Annotated in this window: 14 protein-coding genes; 9 read left to right on the top strand and 5 right to left on the bottom strand. The window is 61.3% G+C overall.

The window, feature by feature from the left end:
• Positions 1-227: 227 nt before the first annotated feature.
• A complete protein-coding gene (locus QRN61_RS05170; RefSeq protein WP_027613402.1) occupies positions 228-782 on the top strand; it encodes an RNA polymerase factor sigma-70 in 555 nt (184 codons plus the stop codon).
• A 134-nt stretch (positions 783-916) separates the two neighbouring features.
• Here QRN61_RS05170 and QRN61_RS05165 read toward each other — a convergent pair whose 3' ends face one another.
• From QRN61_RS05165 to QRN61_RS05155, 3 genes are all read right to left on the bottom strand, one after another.
• Positions 917-1,930, bottom strand: coding sequence for a GNAT family N-acetyltransferase (locus QRN61_RS05165; RefSeq protein WP_285373366.1), 1,014 nt, complete (start codon positions 1,928-1,930; stop codon positions 917-919).
• A gap of 79 nt (positions 1,931-2,009) precedes the next feature.
• Entirely contained in the window at positions 2,010-2,807 is a 798-nt protein-coding gene (locus QRN61_RS05160; RefSeq protein ID WP_285373365.1) for a substrate-binding periplasmic protein, read from the bottom strand.
• A gap of 92 nt (positions 2,808-2,899) precedes the next feature.
• Positions 2,900-3,523 carry a TetR/AcrR family transcriptional regulator gene (locus tag QRN61_RS05155; protein ID WP_285373364.1) on the bottom strand — a complete coding sequence of 208 codons (624 nt, stop codon included), beginning with the start codon at positions 3,521-3,523 and terminating at the stop codon, positions 2,900-2,902.
• A 183-nt stretch (positions 3,524-3,706) separates the two neighbouring features.
• Here QRN61_RS05155 and QRN61_RS05150 point away from each other — a divergent pair, with 183 nt between their 5' ends.
• The 8 genes from QRN61_RS05150 (at position 3,707) to ppnP (ending at position 13,064) form a co-directional block, all read left to right on the top strand.
• Positions 3,707-5,497 carry an acyclic terpene utilization AtuA family protein gene (locus tag QRN61_RS05150; RefSeq protein ID WP_285373363.1) on the top strand — a complete coding sequence of 597 codons (1,791 nt, stop codon included), beginning with the start codon at positions 3,707-3,709 and terminating at the stop codon, positions 5,495-5,497.
• 12 nt (positions 5,498-5,509) lie between these two features.
• A complete protein-coding gene (locus QRN61_RS05145; protein WP_285373362.1) occupies positions 5,510-6,379 on the top strand; it encodes an SDR family oxidoreductase in 870 nt (289 codons plus the stop codon).
• 3 nt (positions 6,380-6,382) lie between these two features.
• Entirely contained in the window at positions 6,383-7,999 is a 1,617-nt protein-coding gene (gene atuC, locus QRN61_RS05140; protein WP_285373361.1) for a geranyl-CoA carboxylase subunit beta, read from the top strand.
• Between the two features lie 30 nt (positions 8,000-8,029).
• Positions 8,030-9,187 (top strand): citronellyl-CoA dehydrogenase, encoded by a 1,158-nt coding sequence (atuD, locus tag QRN61_RS05135; RefSeq protein WP_027613409.1) that lies wholly within the window; start codon positions 8,030-8,032, stop codon positions 9,185-9,187.
• Positions 9,184-9,981 carry an enoyl-CoA hydratase/isomerase family protein gene (locus QRN61_RS05130; protein WP_183785448.1) on the top strand — a complete coding sequence of 266 codons (798 nt, stop codon included), beginning with the start codon at positions 9,184-9,186 and terminating at the stop codon, positions 9,979-9,981. Before atuD ends, QRN61_RS05130 begins: the two co-directional genes overlap by 4 nt.
• A gap of 109 nt (positions 9,982-10,090) precedes the next feature.
• Positions 10,091-12,052 carry an acetyl/propionyl/methylcrotonyl-CoA carboxylase subunit alpha gene (locus QRN61_RS05125; protein ID WP_285373360.1) on the top strand — a complete coding sequence of 654 codons (1,962 nt, stop codon included), beginning with the start codon at positions 10,091-10,093 and terminating at the stop codon, positions 12,050-12,052.
• Positions 12,053-12,122: 70 nt separating this feature from the next.
• The gene (locus tag QRN61_RS05120; protein WP_027613412.1) at positions 12,123-12,665 is read left to right on the top strand and encodes a 3'-5' exonuclease; all 543 of its coding nucleotides are present in this window, start codon (positions 12,123-12,125) and stop codon (positions 12,663-12,665) included.
• 114 nt (positions 12,666-12,779) lie between these two features.
• A complete protein-coding gene (ppnP, locus tag QRN61_RS05115) occupies positions 12,780-13,064 on the top strand; it encodes a pyrimidine/purine nucleoside phosphorylase (RefSeq protein WP_003226701.1) in 285 nt (94 codons plus the stop codon).
• Between the two features lie 71 nt (positions 13,065-13,135).
• Here ppnP and QRN61_RS05110 read toward each other — a convergent pair whose 3' ends face one another.
• Positions 13,136-13,942, bottom strand: a complete 807-nt coding sequence (locus tag QRN61_RS05110) for an MOSC domain-containing protein (RefSeq protein ID WP_097088280.1) — start codon at positions 13,940-13,942, stop codon at positions 13,136-13,138.
• A gap of 189 nt (positions 13,943-14,131) precedes the next feature.
• On the bottom strand, positions 14,132-15,067 hold the full coding sequence (locus QRN61_RS05105) for a chemotaxis protein CheV (RefSeq protein WP_003226705.1): 936 nt from the start codon (positions 15,065-15,067) through the stop codon (positions 14,132-14,134).
• Between the last annotated feature and the right edge of the window lie 408 nt (positions 15,068-15,475).

Below are 15,475 nucleotides of genomic sequence, written 5' to 3'. Positions count from 1 at the left end.
CACCAATGAGAACGGATGACGTCTTGAAATAATTAGTCGGCAGGCTGGATCGCCAACGGGGGCCGGGGTGTGGCGGTGTGTCGCAGTTCTCGATTCGCACCTTTACGGAGCATTAGTTCTCTTTCTCAATTGACAATCATTATCATTCAACATAATTTGTCGCTCGATGTGTAGGACGGCCCCGTCCCCCGGCGTCCCACTAACCTATTGGCAGCAAGGTGATTTCCATGACGGAACAAGTATCCACAAGCAGGTGCGATTCACCGCTACTTCAGGCCTTCGTCGACAATCGACTGATTCTGGTGAAGATTGCAGCGCGCATTACCGGCTGCCGTTCGCGCGCCGAAGACGTGGTGCAGGATGCGTTCTTCCGCTTGCAGTCGGCCCCGCCGATCACGTCGTCGATCAAGGCGCAATTGAGTTACCTGTTCCAGATCGTGCGCAACCTCGCCATCGATCACTACCGCAAACAGGCGCTGGAACAGAAGTACTCAGGCCCGGAAGAGGAAGGGTTGAATGTGGTCATTCAGGGCGCTTCGCCGGAAACCTCGCATATCAACTTCTCGACGCTGGAACACATCGCCGACGCGCTGACCGAACTGCCCAGCCGCACCCGCTACGCCTTCGAGATGTACCGTCTGCACGGGGTGCCGCAAAAGGACATCGCCAAGGAACTCGGCGTCTCGCCAACCCTGGTCAATTTCATGATTCGCGATGCGCTGGTGCACTGCCGCAAGGTGTCGGGCAGTCGCGGGGATGCGGCTTCGATGGGGCGTCGTTAATCAGCGAAATCGTGGTAACCCCATTCGCGAGCAGGCTCGCTCCCACATTTGTCCTGTGTATGCAGAACCTGTGTGGGAGCGAGCCTGCTCGCGAATGCGGCCTCAAGATCACGTAGATCTTTGAGGCCTGAACCTCAGGCCAGCTTGCACCGATCAAAAAACCGCTCACGCCCCAGAATCATCAACGCCGCGCGCTTGTGCGGAAAGTCGAATTCCTTCTCGCAGTGGAAGCACTGATTCTGCATGTGGCCGATCATCTTCGCGTTGTCGGCACGCGGTTCGGCGACCACGCGCTGGGTACGCGGATCATCCAGAAACAGATAGTGCACCAGCGCCGACAACCAGCTCGCGACCTTGTGCGGGCCACGGTGATTCTCTTCCCCCACCAGCATGTGAATGCCACGGTCGTAATTGTCGACATCATAGAACGGCGCGATACGGTCTTCCTTGGCCCAGTAGGCCTCGAAATAGGCAAACGGTTGATCGTCGAAGCAGCCGATCAACGTCAGCGTGTGCGGATCGGCGTCTAGCTTGCTCAGGTATTCGCGATGCTGCTCAAGACTGCCCTCCTCCTGCCAGAAACTGGCGACACGCGGACTGTTCTGCCAGCGATTGAAACGCGCCAGATCCTGCTCGATCTCCAGCGTGCGCAGGGAGATCCACGCCCCGAGGCGTGCATCGAAACGTCGATAGACTTCGCCGCGCGGCTTGACCGGACGCAGCGGATGGCGCTTGCCCTGGCTGATCACCATTTGTTGCGGGTAGCTGCCGCTCAGCGATGTACCGAGCCATGGCTGCGGCAATTGCCAGAACAGGGTGCGCTCGCAACGGTATTCGCCGGCCACTTCGGTGCTGACCAGCAAGCCGCTGAGCAAGGCTTCGGTGGGCGGCTGGTCCAGTTGCCAGAGCAATTGCTGACGCTCCGGCTCACGGGCGAACAACCAGTAACAGGCCGCCCACAACGCCAGGCCGGGCGGCAGGGCAAAACGCTCATCGAGCTGAATCGGGCCGGTGCCGTCACGATTCAGACGCAAGCGAACCAGCGGTTGCCCGTCCAGGCTCAGGCTCAGACGGCTTTCAGTAGCATCGGCTACCAGTTCACTGCCCGAAGGCAAGGCCAAGGCAGTCAGGTCATTCAGATTGGACATGGGTCGGGCTCACGATAATCGTCGACAGTTCAACGATGGGACGTGAGCCGCACGGGAAAATTTAGCCGACGGGGTGAAATCAGTGTTGCGGTACCGGTACCAGAGCGATCTTGTATGGCTCGAAAATCTTCAGCATCTGCCCGTTGTCCCGCAGCTCCTGCAACAATTTGCCAAACGCCTCGCCGGTGATCGGCGCGGCCGGGCGCAGAATGGAGTAATGGTGATAAACCTGATCGATGCGCTGCGACACCAGCAACTTGTCGGCCACCTTTTCGTTGCGTTTCAGGTAGTCGAACAGGTAGGAGCGCGTGACCAAGGCAATGTCGGCGCGCCCGCGCAGCACCATCAACAGGTTGCTGTCATGGGAATAGGTCAACGTGGCCTTGAACGTATCCGCGAGAAATTTGGGGTCGGCGTTGAAATTGGCGAACTCGTAGTGATAACCGCTGTACAGCGCCAGCCGCTTGCCCTTGAGGTCCGAGAAGTAATCCTGCTGCCGACCCTCTTCGCGTTGCGCGACGAAAATCTCGGCATCTTCCAGGCCCATATCGACCGTGGTGTGTGGAATGTCCTTCCAGCCCCACTCCGGGTTTTCGAAAATCGCCATGTCGGTGCGCCCTTCCTTCAAGTCACCGAAACGCCGGGGAATCGAGGTCGGTACCAGGACAAACTGATACTCCGTCTGCAACGCATTCAGCGCTTCGACCAATTCCGGCAGCAGACCGGTGTCGGCACCGTTTTCCGGGCGGATGGTGTAAGGCGGAAAGTGCGCGGCGCCCACTCGAACCAGTTGCGCCGCCTGCGCAGACAACCCTGAAAATGCCGTCAGCGCGACGAGTACCAGCCCCGTGGCCGTCCGAATTGGCGAAGACTTCAAAACACCCCACTCCCCGAAAAAATACCGATCAATGCATTCAAGCTAGGCGGTTTCGCCCAGTTAGCCAGTTTCCTGACCTGTTGGAACGTGGGTTAACGCTCTTCGAGCACCAGAATCAGCGCTTCATCGGCCAACTGATCGAGGCTCAAGCTGCCGCCGGCACGGAACCAGGTGGTGGTCCAGGACAGCGCGCCAGTGAGAAAACGTCGGGTAATGAATACATCGCCACGGATAAACCCCGCCTCCTTGGCTTCGCCCAGCACCTGCAACCAGAGGTCTTCATAGACATCGCGCAGGGCCAGCACCCGGGCCTGACCTTCTTCGGACAGCGAACGCCATTCATAGACCAGCACCGCCATGGCTTCGCCGCTGCCGCCCATGATCGACTGCAACTCGCAGCGGATCAGCGCCAGCACCCGCTCGCGCACGTTACTGGCTTCGACCAACGCGGCGCGCATCAACGCGGTGTTGTAACGGATGGTTTCTTCCATCACCGCCCGGAGGATTTCATCCTTGCTCTTGAAGTGATGAAAAATGCTCCCGGACTGGATCCCCACCGCCCCGGCCAGATCGCGCACGGTGGTGCGTTCATAACCCTTGTTGCGGAACAGGTGAGCCGCCACTTGCAGCAGTTTGCCGCGGGCGCTGTCAGGGTCGGTCAACTGGCCTTGGTCGACCAGTTCGCGCATGACCCTCAGGGCTTTTTGCTCGTCCACCCGTTCTCTCCTACAGTCGATCAGTCTGTTGCCCCCTGAACACGCAGGGTTGCGCGCAATTTAAGCCGCGGGCCGCAACCAAGCAAGCGCTTGGGCAGAAGATATTTCAGTGGTTTACAAACCAAGCGCTTGCTTGGTAGCCTCCAGACACTTCTGTCGCAGGTTCCTGAGTCGGAGATAAAAATGCCCACCACCGTTCGGATCGGATGCGCCAGCGCATTCTGGGGTGACACCAGTACCGCCGCCGCACAACTTGTGGCCGGCGGGCAGCTGGATTATCTGGTGTTCGATTACCTGGCCGAAATCACCCTGTCGATCATGGCCGGCGCGCGCATGAAGGACCCTCAGGCCGGGTTCGCCGGGGACTTCGTCGAGGTGCTCGCGCCGCTGCTGCCGCAACTGGCCGAACAGAAGATCCGCGTGATCAGCAACGCCGGCGGGATCAATCCGAAAGCCTGTGCCGCCGCCCTGCAGGCTGCCTGCGACAAGGCCGGGGTCAGTCTGAAAATCGCCGTGCTGCTCGGCGACGATCTGCAACCGCAATTCAAGCAACTCGCCGCCCAAGGCATCCACGAAATGTTCAACGGCGCGCCGCTGCCGCCGATGTGCGTATCAACCAACGCCTACCTCGGCGCGCCGGGCATCGTCGAAGCCCTGCGCCTGGGCGCCGACATCGTCATCACCGGGCGCGTGGTCGACAGCGCGGTGGTCAGTGCGGCGCTGGTGCATGAGTTCGGCTGGGCGTGGCACGACTACGACAAACTGGCCCAGGCCGCGCTGGCCGGGCACATCATCGAATGCGGCGCGCAATGCACCGGGGGCAATTTCACCGACTGGCGCGACGTGCCGGACTACGAACACATCGGTTTCCCCATCGTCGAAGTCAGCGCCGACGGCCAGTTCATCGTCAGTAAACCCGAAGGCTCCGGCGGATTGGTGACGCCGCTGACCGTTGGCGAGCAGATGCTCTATGAAATCGGTGATCCACAGGCCTATCTGTTGCCGGATGTAGTCTGCGATTTCACTCAAGTGAAACTGCAGCAACAGGGCAAAAACGCCGTGCACGTCCACGGAGCCAAAGGCCTGCCGCCCAGCGATAAATACAAGGTCAGCGCAACTTACCCGGACGGTTTCCGCTGCACCGCCAGTTGCCTGATCGCCGGCATCGATGCGGTGGACAAGGCGCGCCGCGTCAGTCAGGCAATCATCGACAAGACTGCAGAAATGTTCAGCCAGCGCGGCTGGCCACCCTACAGCGAAGTCAACATTGAACTGCTCGGCAGCGAAGCCACCTACGGCCCTCACGGCCAGCGTCGTGACAGCCGCGAGGTGGTGATCAAACTTGCGGTGCGCCATCCACTGAAACCGGCGCTGATCCTGTTCTCCCGGGAAATCGCCCAGGCTGCCACCGGCATGGCACCGGGACTGACGGGAATCGTCGGCGGACGGCCGACGGTATACCCGCTGATCCGGCTATTCTCGTTCCTGATCGATAAAACCGCCTGCACCCTGCACATCGACATGTCCGGTGAACAGCTTCCCTGCGCCCTCCCCGCGCAAATGCCGCTCGACAGCCATGACCTGCCAACCCCCGACCAGCCACCCAAACCCCAAGGCCGCGCCGACGCCAGTGTGCCGTTGGTGAAACTGGCGGTGGCGCGCTCCGGTGACAAGGGCAACCACAGCAACATCGGTGTCCTGCCGCGTCGACCGGAATACCTGCCATGGATCGCCGAAGCGCTGACGCCAGCGGTGATCGTCGACTGGATGCGCCATGTGCTCGACCCGATTCACGGCCGGGTAGAACGCTGGTACCTGCCCGGCACCCACAGCCTGAATTTTCTGCTGGAGAACGCGCTTGGCGGCGGAGGCGTGGCGAGTCTGCGCATCGATCCCCAGGGCAAGGCCTTCGCCCAGCAACTGCTGGAAATCCAGATCCCGGTGCCGCAGAGCATCGCCGAACAACTCGACTAGAGGTTGGGCTTCATGGCTTACGCATCGATTTTCAAAGCCGATCTGTTCAGCGGCCAGACCATCATCGTCACCGGTGGCGGTAGTGGCATCGGCCGTTGCACCGCGCATGAACTGGCGGCGCTCGGCGCCACTGTGCTGCTGGTCGGACGCAAGCCGGAAAAACTGCAAAAGGTCGCCGCCGAAATCGCCGAAGACGGCGGCCGCGCCCATTGGCAGGCCTGCGACATCCGTGACGAAGACGCGGTGAAGCAACTGATCGCCGGGCTGATCGCCGAACACGGGCCGATCCACGGTCTGGTCAACAATGCCGGCGGCCAGTACCCGTCGCCACTGGCCTCGATCAATCAGAAAGGTTTCGAAACCGTACTGCGCACCAATCTGGTCGGCGGCTTCCTGATGGCCCGGGAAGTGTTCAACCAGTCGATGAGCAAAAACGGCGGCAACATCGTCAACATGCTTGCCGACATGTGGGGCGGCATGCCCGGCATGGGCCACTCGGGCGCGGCACGTTCGGGGATGGACAACTTCACCAAAACCGCCGCGTTCGAGTGGGGGTACGCCGGGGTGCGGGTCAATGCGGTGGCGCCGGGCTGGATCGCGTCCAGCGGCATGGACACTTATGAAGGCGCTTTCAAAGCCGTGATCCCGACCCTGCGCGAACACGTGCCACTCAAACGCATCGGTACCGAATCGGAGGTCAGTGCGGCGATCGTTTTTCTGCTCAGCCCGGCGGCGGCGTTCATCAGCGGCAGCACCTTGAAAATCGATGGCGCGGCCAGTCTCGGCAGCCGCGCATGGCCGTTGCACAAGGCAAGCCACAGCGAGTCGTTCAACGGTTTCCATCGGGCGTACCTGCCCGACGTGCTCAAGGACAAGGAGTAAGCCATGCCGCAGATCCAGTCCCAACTCGATCCGCACAGTGAAGCTTTCGCGCGCAACTGCGCGGCGATGCTCACGGCCATCGAGCACGTCCAGCAACTGGAACAGAACCTGCTGAACAAGGCTGCCGAAGCCAAGGGCAAATTCGACAAGCGCGGGCAACTGCTGCCCCGCGAACGCCTGAACCTGCTGCTCGACCCCGGTGCGCCGTTCCTCGAACTGGCGAGTCTGGCCGGCTACAAGCTGCACGACGACAAGGACGGCAGCGCTGCCGGTGGCGGCCTGATCGCCGGCATCGGTTACGTGTCCGGCATCCGGGCGATGGTGGTGGCCAACAACAGCGCGATCAAGGGTGGCACGATCTCCCCCACCGGCCTGAAAAAATCCCTGCGGCTGCAACAGATCGCCCTGGAAAACAAACTGCCGGTGATCACTCTGGCAGAGAGCGGCGGCGCCAACCTCAATTATGCGGCGGAGATATTCGTCGAAGGCGCACGCAGTTTTGCCAATCAGGCGCGGATGTCGGCCATGGGTTTGCCGCAAATTACCGTGGTGCACGGCTCGGCGACGGCCGGTGGCGCCTATCAACCGGGGCTGTCGGATTACGTGGTGGTGGTGCGCGGCAAGGCCAAGCTGTTTCTTGCCGGGCCGCCACTGCTCAAGGCCGCGACGGGCGAGGTCGCCACCGATGAAGAGCTGGGCGGCGCCGAGATGCACGCGCAGGTCGCCGGCACCGCCGAGTATCTGGCCGAGAACGATGCCGACGGCGTGCGCCTGGTCCGCGAGATCTTGCGCATGCTGCCGTGGAACGAGCAATTGCCGTGGCTGCCGGAGCCGCAATACAAGGCGCCGCTGTACCCGATCGACGAGTTGCTCGGGCTGATTCCCGAAGACCCGAAGAAGCCCTACGACGTGCGCGAAATCGTTGCGCGGATTGCCGATGAATCGGAGTTTCTTGAATTCAAGGGCGAGTTCGATCAGCAAACCATCTGCGGCCAATTGAAAATCCACGGTCGCGCCTGCGGCTTGATCGGCAACAACGGCCCGATCACCCCCGCCGGCGCGAGCAAGGCCGCGCAGTTCATTCAACTGTGCGATCAGAGCCAGACGCCGCTGCTGTTTTTCCACAACACCACCGGTTTCATGGTCGGCACCGAGTCCGAGCAGCAAGGCGTGATCAAACACGGCTCGAAACTGATTCAAGCGGTGGCCAATGCGCGAGTGCCTAAACTGACGATTGTGGTCGGTGGCTCCTACGGTGCCGGCAACTATGCGATGTGCGGACGCGGTCTCGATCCACGTTTCATCTTCGCCTGGCCCAACAGCCGCACCGCGGTGATGGGCGGCGCGCAGGCCGGCAAGGTGCTGCGCATCGTCACCGAGGCCAAACAGCTCAAGGAAGGCCTGGTGCCGGATCCGAAAATGCTCGACATGCTCGAACAGGTCACCGCGCAGAAACTCGACAGCCAATCCACCGCGCTCTACGGCAGCGCCAACCTGTGGGACGACGGCCTGATCGACCCACGCGATACACGCACCCTGCTCGGTTACCTGCTGGATATCTGCCACGAAGCCGACATCCGCACGCTGCAACCCAACAGCTTCGGCGTCAGCCGCTTCTGACTGCCACGGATCCCAAGGAGAACAATAAAAATGATCTTCACCCCGGAACACGAAGCACTGCGCCGTACCGTCCGCCAGTTCGTCGAGCACGAGATCAACCCGCACGTCGATGAATGGGAAAAGGCCGGACGCTTTCCAATCCACGAGATTTTCCGCAAGGCCGGCGACCTCGGACTGCTGGGCATTTCCAAGCCGGAAAAATTCGGCGGCATGGGCCTCGACTACAGCTATTCGATTGTCGCCGCCGAAGAGTTCGGCACCATTCATTGTGGCGGCATTCCGATGTCGATCGGCGTGCAGACCGACATGTGCACCCCGGCGCTGGCCCGTTTCGGCTCTGATGAATTGCGCGACGAATTCCTACGTCCGGCGATCACCGGTGAGCAGGTCGGTTGCATCGGCGTCTCGGAAGTCGGTGCCGGCTCCGACGTCGCCGGACTCAAGACCAGCGCGCGCAAGGACGGCGACGACTACGTGATCAACGGCAGCAAGATGTGGATCACCAACTCGCCGAGCGCCGATTTCATCTGCCTGCTGGCCAATACCTCGGACGACAAGCCGCACATCAACAAGTCGCTGATCATGGTGCCGATGAACACTCCGGGCATCAGCCTCAGCTCGCACCTGGACAAGCTCGGCATGCGCAGCTCGGAAACCGCTCAGGTGTTTTTCGACAACGTGCGTGTGCCGCAGCGCAACCGCATCGGCCACGAAGGCGCCGGGTTCATGATGCAGATGCTGCAGTTCCAGGAGGAACGCCTGTTCGGCGCGGCGAACATGATCAAGGGTCTGGAATATTGCGTCGACAGCACCATCGAGTACTGCAAGGAACGCAAGACCTTCGGCAACGCGCTGATCGACAATCAGGTGATCCACTTCCGCCTCGCCGAATTGCAGACCGAAATCGAATGCCTGCGGGCGCTGGTCTATCAGGCCACTGAGCAATATGTGAAAGGTCAGGACGTCACACGTCTGGCATCGATGGCCAAGCTCAAGGCCGGGCGTCTCGGCCGTGAAGTCAGCGACAGCTGCCTGCAATATTGGGGCGGCATGGGCTTCATGTGGGACAACCCGGTAGCCCGCGCCTATCGCGATGTGCGGCTGGTGTCGATCGGCGGCGGCGCCGACGAAATCATGCTGGGGATCATCTGCAAACTGATGGGCATTCTGCCGGGAAAAAAGAAATGAGCCCCCTGCCCGACTGTCAGACTCTGCTGCTGGAACTGCACGGCGGCGTGCTGCACATCACCCTCAATCGCCCGGACAGCCGCAATGCGATGAGCCTGCAAATGGTCGCCGAACTGCGCGCGGTATTGGCGGCGGTGCGCGATGACCGCGGGGTTCGCGCTCTGGTCCTCAGCGGTGCCGGTGGGCATTTCTGTGCGGGGGGCGACATCAAGGACATGGCCAATGCCCGTGCCCAAGGGGCCGACGCTTACCGCGTGTTGAACCGCGCCTTTGGAGCTCTGCTGCAAGAAGCTCAGGACGCACCACAAGTGCTGATCACCGTTTTACAGGGCGCAGTGCTCGGTGGTGGTTTCGGGCTGGCATGTGTCAGCGATATCGCTATGGCCGACCATCAAGCGCAGTTCGGTCTGCCGGAAACCAGCCTCGGTCTGCTGCCGGCGCAGATCGCGCCATTCGTGGTGCAGCGCATCGGCCTGACCGAGACCCGCCGACTGGCACTGACCGCTGCGCGTTTCGACGGCCATCAGGCGCGGCGGCTGGGACTGGTGCATTTTGTCGAGCAGGATCCGCAGGCACTGGCAGAACGCCTCGACGAAGTGCTCGACCATGTTTTGTGCTGCGCGCCCGAAGCGAATGCGGCGACCAAAAAATTGCTGCTCGCCAGTGCCGGGCAGCCCTCGGATGAGCTGCTGGATGAAGCGGCGCGGTGGTTCAGCGAAGCGGTGACCGGGGCCGAAGGGATCGAGGGCACCATGGCTTTCGTGCAAAAGCGCAAACCGCGATGGGCCCCTTAAAAGCTTCGCGAGCAGGCTCGCTCCCACAGACGGAACGCATTCCAAATGTGGGAGCGGGCTTGCTCGCGAAGAGGCCAGCACCGACACCGCAAATTCCGAGGGAACAGCCATGCCCGTCATCCACAAAATCCTGATCGCCAACCGCGGTGAAATCGCCTGCCGCATCCAGCGCACCGCCCAGGCCCTCGGCTATCGCACCGTCGCCGTATTCAGCGATGCCGACGCCGATGCCCTGCACGTGCAGATGGCCGATCAAGCGGTGAACATCGGCGCCGCACCGGTGCAGCAGTCCTACCTGAACATCCCGGCGATCCTCGACGCCGCCCGCCGCAGCGGTGCCGACGCGATCCATCCCGGCTATGGCTTCCTCTCGGAAAATGCCGAATTCGCCCGTGCCTGCGCAGAGGCCGGCCTGACCTTCATCGGCCCCAGCGCCGAGGCCATCGAGCTGATGGGCAGCAAGCGCCTGTCGAAAATCGCCATGCTCGACGCTGGTGTTCCCTGTATCGCCGGCTATCAAGGCGCCGCGCAGGATGACGCCACGTTGCTGCGCGAAGCCGGGCGCATCGGCTATCCACTGATGATCAAGGCCAGCGCTGGCGGCGGTGGACGCGGCATGCGTCTGGTGCACAGCAGCGAGGAATTGCCGGCGCAATTGCGCACCGCCCGCTCCGAGGCGCTGAACGGTTTCGGCAGTGATGAACTGATCCTCGAACAGGCGCTGATCGAACCACGGCACGTCGAGGTGCAACTGTTCGGCGATCATCACGGCAACCTGATCTACCTCGGCGAGCGCGATTGCTCGGTGCAGCGCCGCCATCAGAAAGTCGTCGAGGAAGCACCCTGCCCGGTGATGACACGCGAGTTGCGCCAGGCCATGGGCGAAGCGGCATTGAAAGCTGGCCGAGCGGTGAATTACGTCGGTGCCGGCACCGTCGAGTTTCTGCTCGATGCCCGTGGGCAGTTCTACTTTCTGGAAATGAACACGCGTCTGCAGGTCGAGCATCCGGTGACCGAACTGATCACCGGGCAGGATCTGGTCGCCTGGCAATTGGCCGTCGCCGAGGGGCAGCCGCTGCCGTTGACTCAGGATCAGGTCGCGCTGAACGGTCACGCCATGGAAGTGCGTCTGTATGCCGAAGATCCGACGCAGAATTTCCTGCCGCAGACCGGTCGTGTACAGGCCTGGGAACCGGCGTTGGGCCCGGGAGCGCGGATCGATCATGGCTTGCGCGAAGGTCAGTCGATCAGCCCGTTTTATGATCCGATGCTCGGCAAACTGATCGCCCACGGCGCCACCCGCGAAGAGGCGCGCCGCAAGCTGTTGCGCGCGGTGCAGGACAGCGTGCTGCTCGGCGTTCAGAGCAACCAGACTTTGCTGGTCAGCCTGCTGCAGCATCCGCAGTTCATCAGCGGCGAGTTCAGCACCGCGTTCATCGCGCAGCATTTCACTGACCACCCATGCCTGCACACTTACGCCCCCACCGCCGAGGAGCTGGCCATCGCCGCCGTGCTGTTTTATCAGGCTGGCGCGCAGGCGCATCGTGCGCCGCTCAAGGGCTGGCGCAACAATGTCGGCGCGCCGCTCAATTACCGCCTCGGGCTTGAACAGCAGGACTGGACCGTGCAACTGCTTGCGGACGGGGATGACCGCTTCACCGTGAACGTGATGCAGCGCGCACTGGTACTGACCGTCATCAATTGCGACGAGCGCGCGGTGACACTGGAAGTCGACGGCCTGCGCCAGCGTCACGCCTACCGGATCGATGACCAAGAACTCTGGCTGTTCACCCACCCCGGCAACCTGCGCCTGGAGGATCGAACTCATGCGCTGATCAGCAGTCAGAGCAGCGTCAGCTCCGGCACACTGAAAGCGCCGATGGACGGTGCCATCGTCGACGTGCTGGTCAGCGAAGGCAGCCCGGTCAGCAAGGGTCAGTTGCTGGTGGTGCTGGAGGCAATGAAAATGGAGCATCCGCTCAAGGCCGGCATCGACGGCGTGCTCAAGCGGGTGCAGGTCAAGGTCGGCGATCAGGTAAAAAATCGTCAGGTTCTGTTGCAGGTCGAGTGAGTCGCCAGGCGCAAACGCAAGGTTTGACTACGCTCTGATCTATCAGGACGCGTAAATCAGGAAACCTGCGATGCCCCATTGGCTGGTCATTGATCTGGAAGCCACCACAGATGAAGGTGGCTGGCCGGTTACGGAAATGGAAATCATCGAAATCGGCGCGACGCTGGTCGACCGTGCCGGTCGCGAGCAGGATCACTTTCAGCGGTTCGTCAAACCGACCCGGCGGCCGTTGCTGACGCCGTTCTGCCGTGAGCTCACGCACATCACCCAGGCCAACATCGACGCCGCGCAGCCGTTGAACGAGGTCTGGCCGGCCTTCGAACGCTGGCTCGGGCAACACCAGACGCGCCTCGAAGGCTGGGCCAGTTGGGGCGATTACGACCGCAAGCAGTTGCTCCAGGAATGGCAGCGCCTGCAACTCGACAGCCTGCTGAGCCGGGTGCCACACATGAACCTCAAGCAGCGCTTCGCCAAGGCCCGGCGCCTGGAACGACCGCTGGGCTTGAACGGTGCGCTGCAACTGGCCGGCATGCAGTTCAGCGGTCAACAGCACCGAGCGCTGGAAGATGCGCGCAATACCGCGCGGTTGCTGCCGTTGGTCTTGCCACTCTGAAGTCAGGGCGAGAACTCGCCGGACACGCCCCGGGCAGGTGACGGCGCCGGGAGCCTTGTGCATACTGACCGGCCCTTTTTAACCCTTTTTTGCCCTTTTCGAGAGGAATCGCCCATGTTCAAAGTCAACGAGTACTTCGACGGCACCGTCAAGTCGATCGCTTTTGGCACCGCTGAAGGTCCGGCGACCATCGGCGTCATGGCCCCGGGCGAATACGAATTCGGCACCGCTCAGCGCGAGATCATGCACGTGGTCTCCGGTGCGCTGACCGTCAAACTGCCGGACAGCAGCGACTGGGAAACCTTCGCCGCCGGCAGCCAGTTCAACGTTCCGGCCAACAGCAAGTTCCAGCTGAAAGTCGCCGTTGATACCGCTTATCTGTGCGAATACCGCGGCTAAGCCCACGGTTTTTCCCGGTGCAAAAAAATGCCCGTGTCCATGGACACGGGCATTTTCATTTCCGGCAGCGGTTACTCGAGGATTTCCACCGGCATTCCGACTTCCAGTTGACCATTGCTGTCGTTGACCAGGTTCTGCCCGAACATCGCGCCATCGGCCTGCGCACGGTATTTCTGCAGGGTTGCCAGCGGTTCGCGATCAGCACTGCGTTCGCCGGTTTGCGGATCGATGGTGGTCAGAATGCAGCGCGAGCAAGGCTTCACCACGCGGAACTCGACGTCACCGATACGAATGCGCTTCCAGCCGTCCTCGGCGAACGCCGCGCTGCCTTCGATCACCAGATTCGGCCGAAAGCGCAGCATCTCCAGCGGTCGTCCGACCTTTTGCACCAGATCCTCAAGTGACGCTTCGCCAATCAGCAACAGCGGGAAACCGTCAGCGAACGCGACCTGATCGTCCTCACGGCCATAACCGGCCTGCGTCATGCGCGCGCGATCAAGGGGAACCTGCACCAGACGGGTCGGTTTGCCGATGAACTCGCTGACCCAGCGGGCCGCTGCATCACCGGCATCCGGCACGCGCAGGGTGTCACGCCAGATGGTCACACCGCGCAAGTCGGAATCGGCCTCGGGCAATGGCACGTCCAGCGCGGCAAGCCCGGGGGCACTCAGGGTCAGACCGCCCTGCGCATTCCACAGCGCCGACAACTGGCTCATTTTCGCCTCGGCCCGCTGGGTCAGAAAGCGGCCGCTGGCCTCGTCCACGAGCATCCAGCGTCGGTCCCCTGCAAGGCCCAGTTTGTCCAGGCCAATCGATTGCAGAATCTCGGGTTTGCCGGATTTCAACGGATAACGATAAAGCGCGCTCAGACGCAGCATGGCCAGCTCCCTGGTGGGCAAAAAAGCCACCCTATACGAGCTTTATCGGCGAATCAAAAGAGTTTGTGCAGTGCAAACCTTGTGGGAGCGAGCCTGCTCGCGAAAGCGGAAATTCATTCAACACATGTGTTGACATGGAATCCGCCTTCGCGAGCAGGCTCGCTCCCACAGGAGGCTGAAGCGTCAGGATCAGGCCGGCACTTCATCGAGCATCAGACGCTGACGCACCACATCGACCAGTTTGTCCGGCTGGAATTTGGAGAGGAAGTTGTCGCAACCGACCTTCTTCACCATCGAGTCGTTAAAGCTGCCGGACAGCGAAGTGTGCAACACCACGTACAGACCGCGCAGACGCGGATCGTTGCGGATCTCGGTGGTCAGGCGATAGCCGTCCATTTCCGGCATTTCCGCGTCGGTGAACACCATCAACAGCTTGTCGGTCATGTTCACGCCGGTATCGGCCCAGGCCTTGAGCATGTTCAGTGCCTTCAGGCCGTCACTGGCGATGTGCATTTTCACCCCGAGCTGGCCAAGGGTGTCGCGCAGTTGCGAAAGGGCCACGTTGGAGTCGTCCACCAGCAGCACTTCGCGGCCACGGGCACGCTCCAGCACCGGATCGTCAAGCTTGTCGCGCGAGACCTTGGCGTTGTACGGGACGATTTCGGCGAGGACTTTCTCGACGTCGATGATTTCCACCAGTTGATCGTCAACCTTGCTGATTGCAGTCAGGTAGTGCTGGCGGCCAGCACTGGTCGGCGGCGGCAGAATGGCTTCCCAGTTCATGTTGACGATGCGATCCACACCACCGACGAGGAAAGCCTGCACCGAACGGTTGTACTCGGTGACGATGATGGTGCTGTTCGGGCCCGGCACCAGCGGGCGCATGCCGATCGCCTGAGACAGGTCGATCACCGGCAGCGTCTGGCCGCGCAGGTTGACCACGCCGCATACAAAGGGGTGACGCTGTGGCATCAAGGTCAGCTTTGGCAGTTGCAGAACTTCCTGAACCTTGAACACGTTGATCGCGAACAATTGGCGTCCGGCCAGTCGAAACATGAGAATTTCCAGGCGATTCTCACCCACCAGTTGCGTGCGTTGGTCTACCGTGTCGAGAATGCCGGCCATCAATGACTCCTGGGCTTGTTCTGATGAATTCACTACTAAGTGGGGTTATCGGCTGTTTATGGCTATTCTTGATCCCCACAAAATTCACCATCAAAATGCCACACACGGGCATTGATGTCACATTAACATCATGGTTTACTGGCCCGGTGTTTTCATCTGCTACATTCTCTTCTGGCGCGACCACAGTTTGCGCCACAGGTTCCCGCGCGTAAGGGAATCCCCTAGGAACAATCAGGCCCAACCTGATGTTCGCAATATCCAATAGCCATTAATGTGACGCCATTCTCATTGCATGAACGGAGTCAGGCTATTGTGTGCGATCGCAGGTCAGTGGAACCCCACCCTCTGGAAAACCTCAGCCAGTGCAATTGCACGGTGGGGCGCGATCTCCCGACGATCCACGAACGT

It is taken from the genome of Pseudomonas sp. lyk4-TYG-107, from assembly GCF_030209055.1.
Taxonomy (GTDB): Bacteria; Pseudomonadota; Gammaproteobacteria; order Pseudomonadales; family Pseudomonadaceae; genus Aquipseudomonas; species Aquipseudomonas putida_A.
This window is presented reverse-complemented; position numbering and strand designations above follow the sequence as displayed.

Excerpts from the sequence above, each read along its gene's own strand:
- QRN61_RS05170 (WP_027613402.1), top strand. The coding sequence starts at position 228 with ATGACGGAACAAGTATCCACAAGCAGGTGCGATTCACCGCTACTTCAG.
- QRN61_RS05165 (WP_285373366.1), bottom strand. The coding sequence starts at position 1,930 with ATGTCCAATCTGAATGACCTGACTGCCTTGGCCTTGCCTTCGGGCAGT.
- QRN61_RS05150 (WP_285373363.1), top strand. The coding sequence starts at position 3,707 with ATGCCCACCACCGTTCGGATCGGATGCGCCAGCGCATTCTGGGGTGAC.
- QRN61_RS05145 (WP_285373362.1), top strand. The coding sequence starts at position 5,510 with ATGGCTTACGCATCGATTTTCAAAGCCGATCTGTTCAGCGGCCAGACC.
- atuC (WP_285373361.1), top strand. The coding sequence starts at position 6,383 with ATGCCGCAGATCCAGTCCCAACTCGATCCGCACAGTGAAGCTTTCGCG.
- atuD (WP_027613409.1), top strand. The coding sequence starts at position 8,030 with ATGATCTTCACCCCGGAACACGAAGCACTGCGCCGTACCGTCCGCCAG.
- QRN61_RS05130 (WP_183785448.1), top strand. The coding sequence starts at position 9,184 with ATGAGCCCCCTGCCCGACTGTCAGACTCTGCTGCTGGAACTGCACGGC.
- QRN61_RS05125 (WP_285373360.1), top strand. The coding sequence starts at position 10,091 with ATGCCCGTCATCCACAAAATCCTGATCGCCAACCGCGGTGAAATCGCC.
- QRN61_RS05120 (WP_027613412.1), top strand. The coding sequence starts at position 12,123 with ATGCCCCATTGGCTGGTCATTGATCTGGAAGCCACCACAGATGAAGGT.
- ppnP (WP_003226701.1), top strand. The coding sequence starts at position 12,780 with ATGTTCAAAGTCAACGAGTACTTCGACGGCACCGTCAAGTCGATCGCT.
- QRN61_RS05110 (WP_097088280.1), bottom strand. The coding sequence starts at position 13,942 with ATGCTGCGTCTGAGCGCGCTTTATCGTTATCCGTTGAAATCCGGCAAA.
- QRN61_RS05105 (WP_003226705.1), bottom strand. The coding sequence starts at position 15,067 with ATGGCCGGCATTCTCGACACGGTAGACCAACGCACGCAACTGGTGGGT.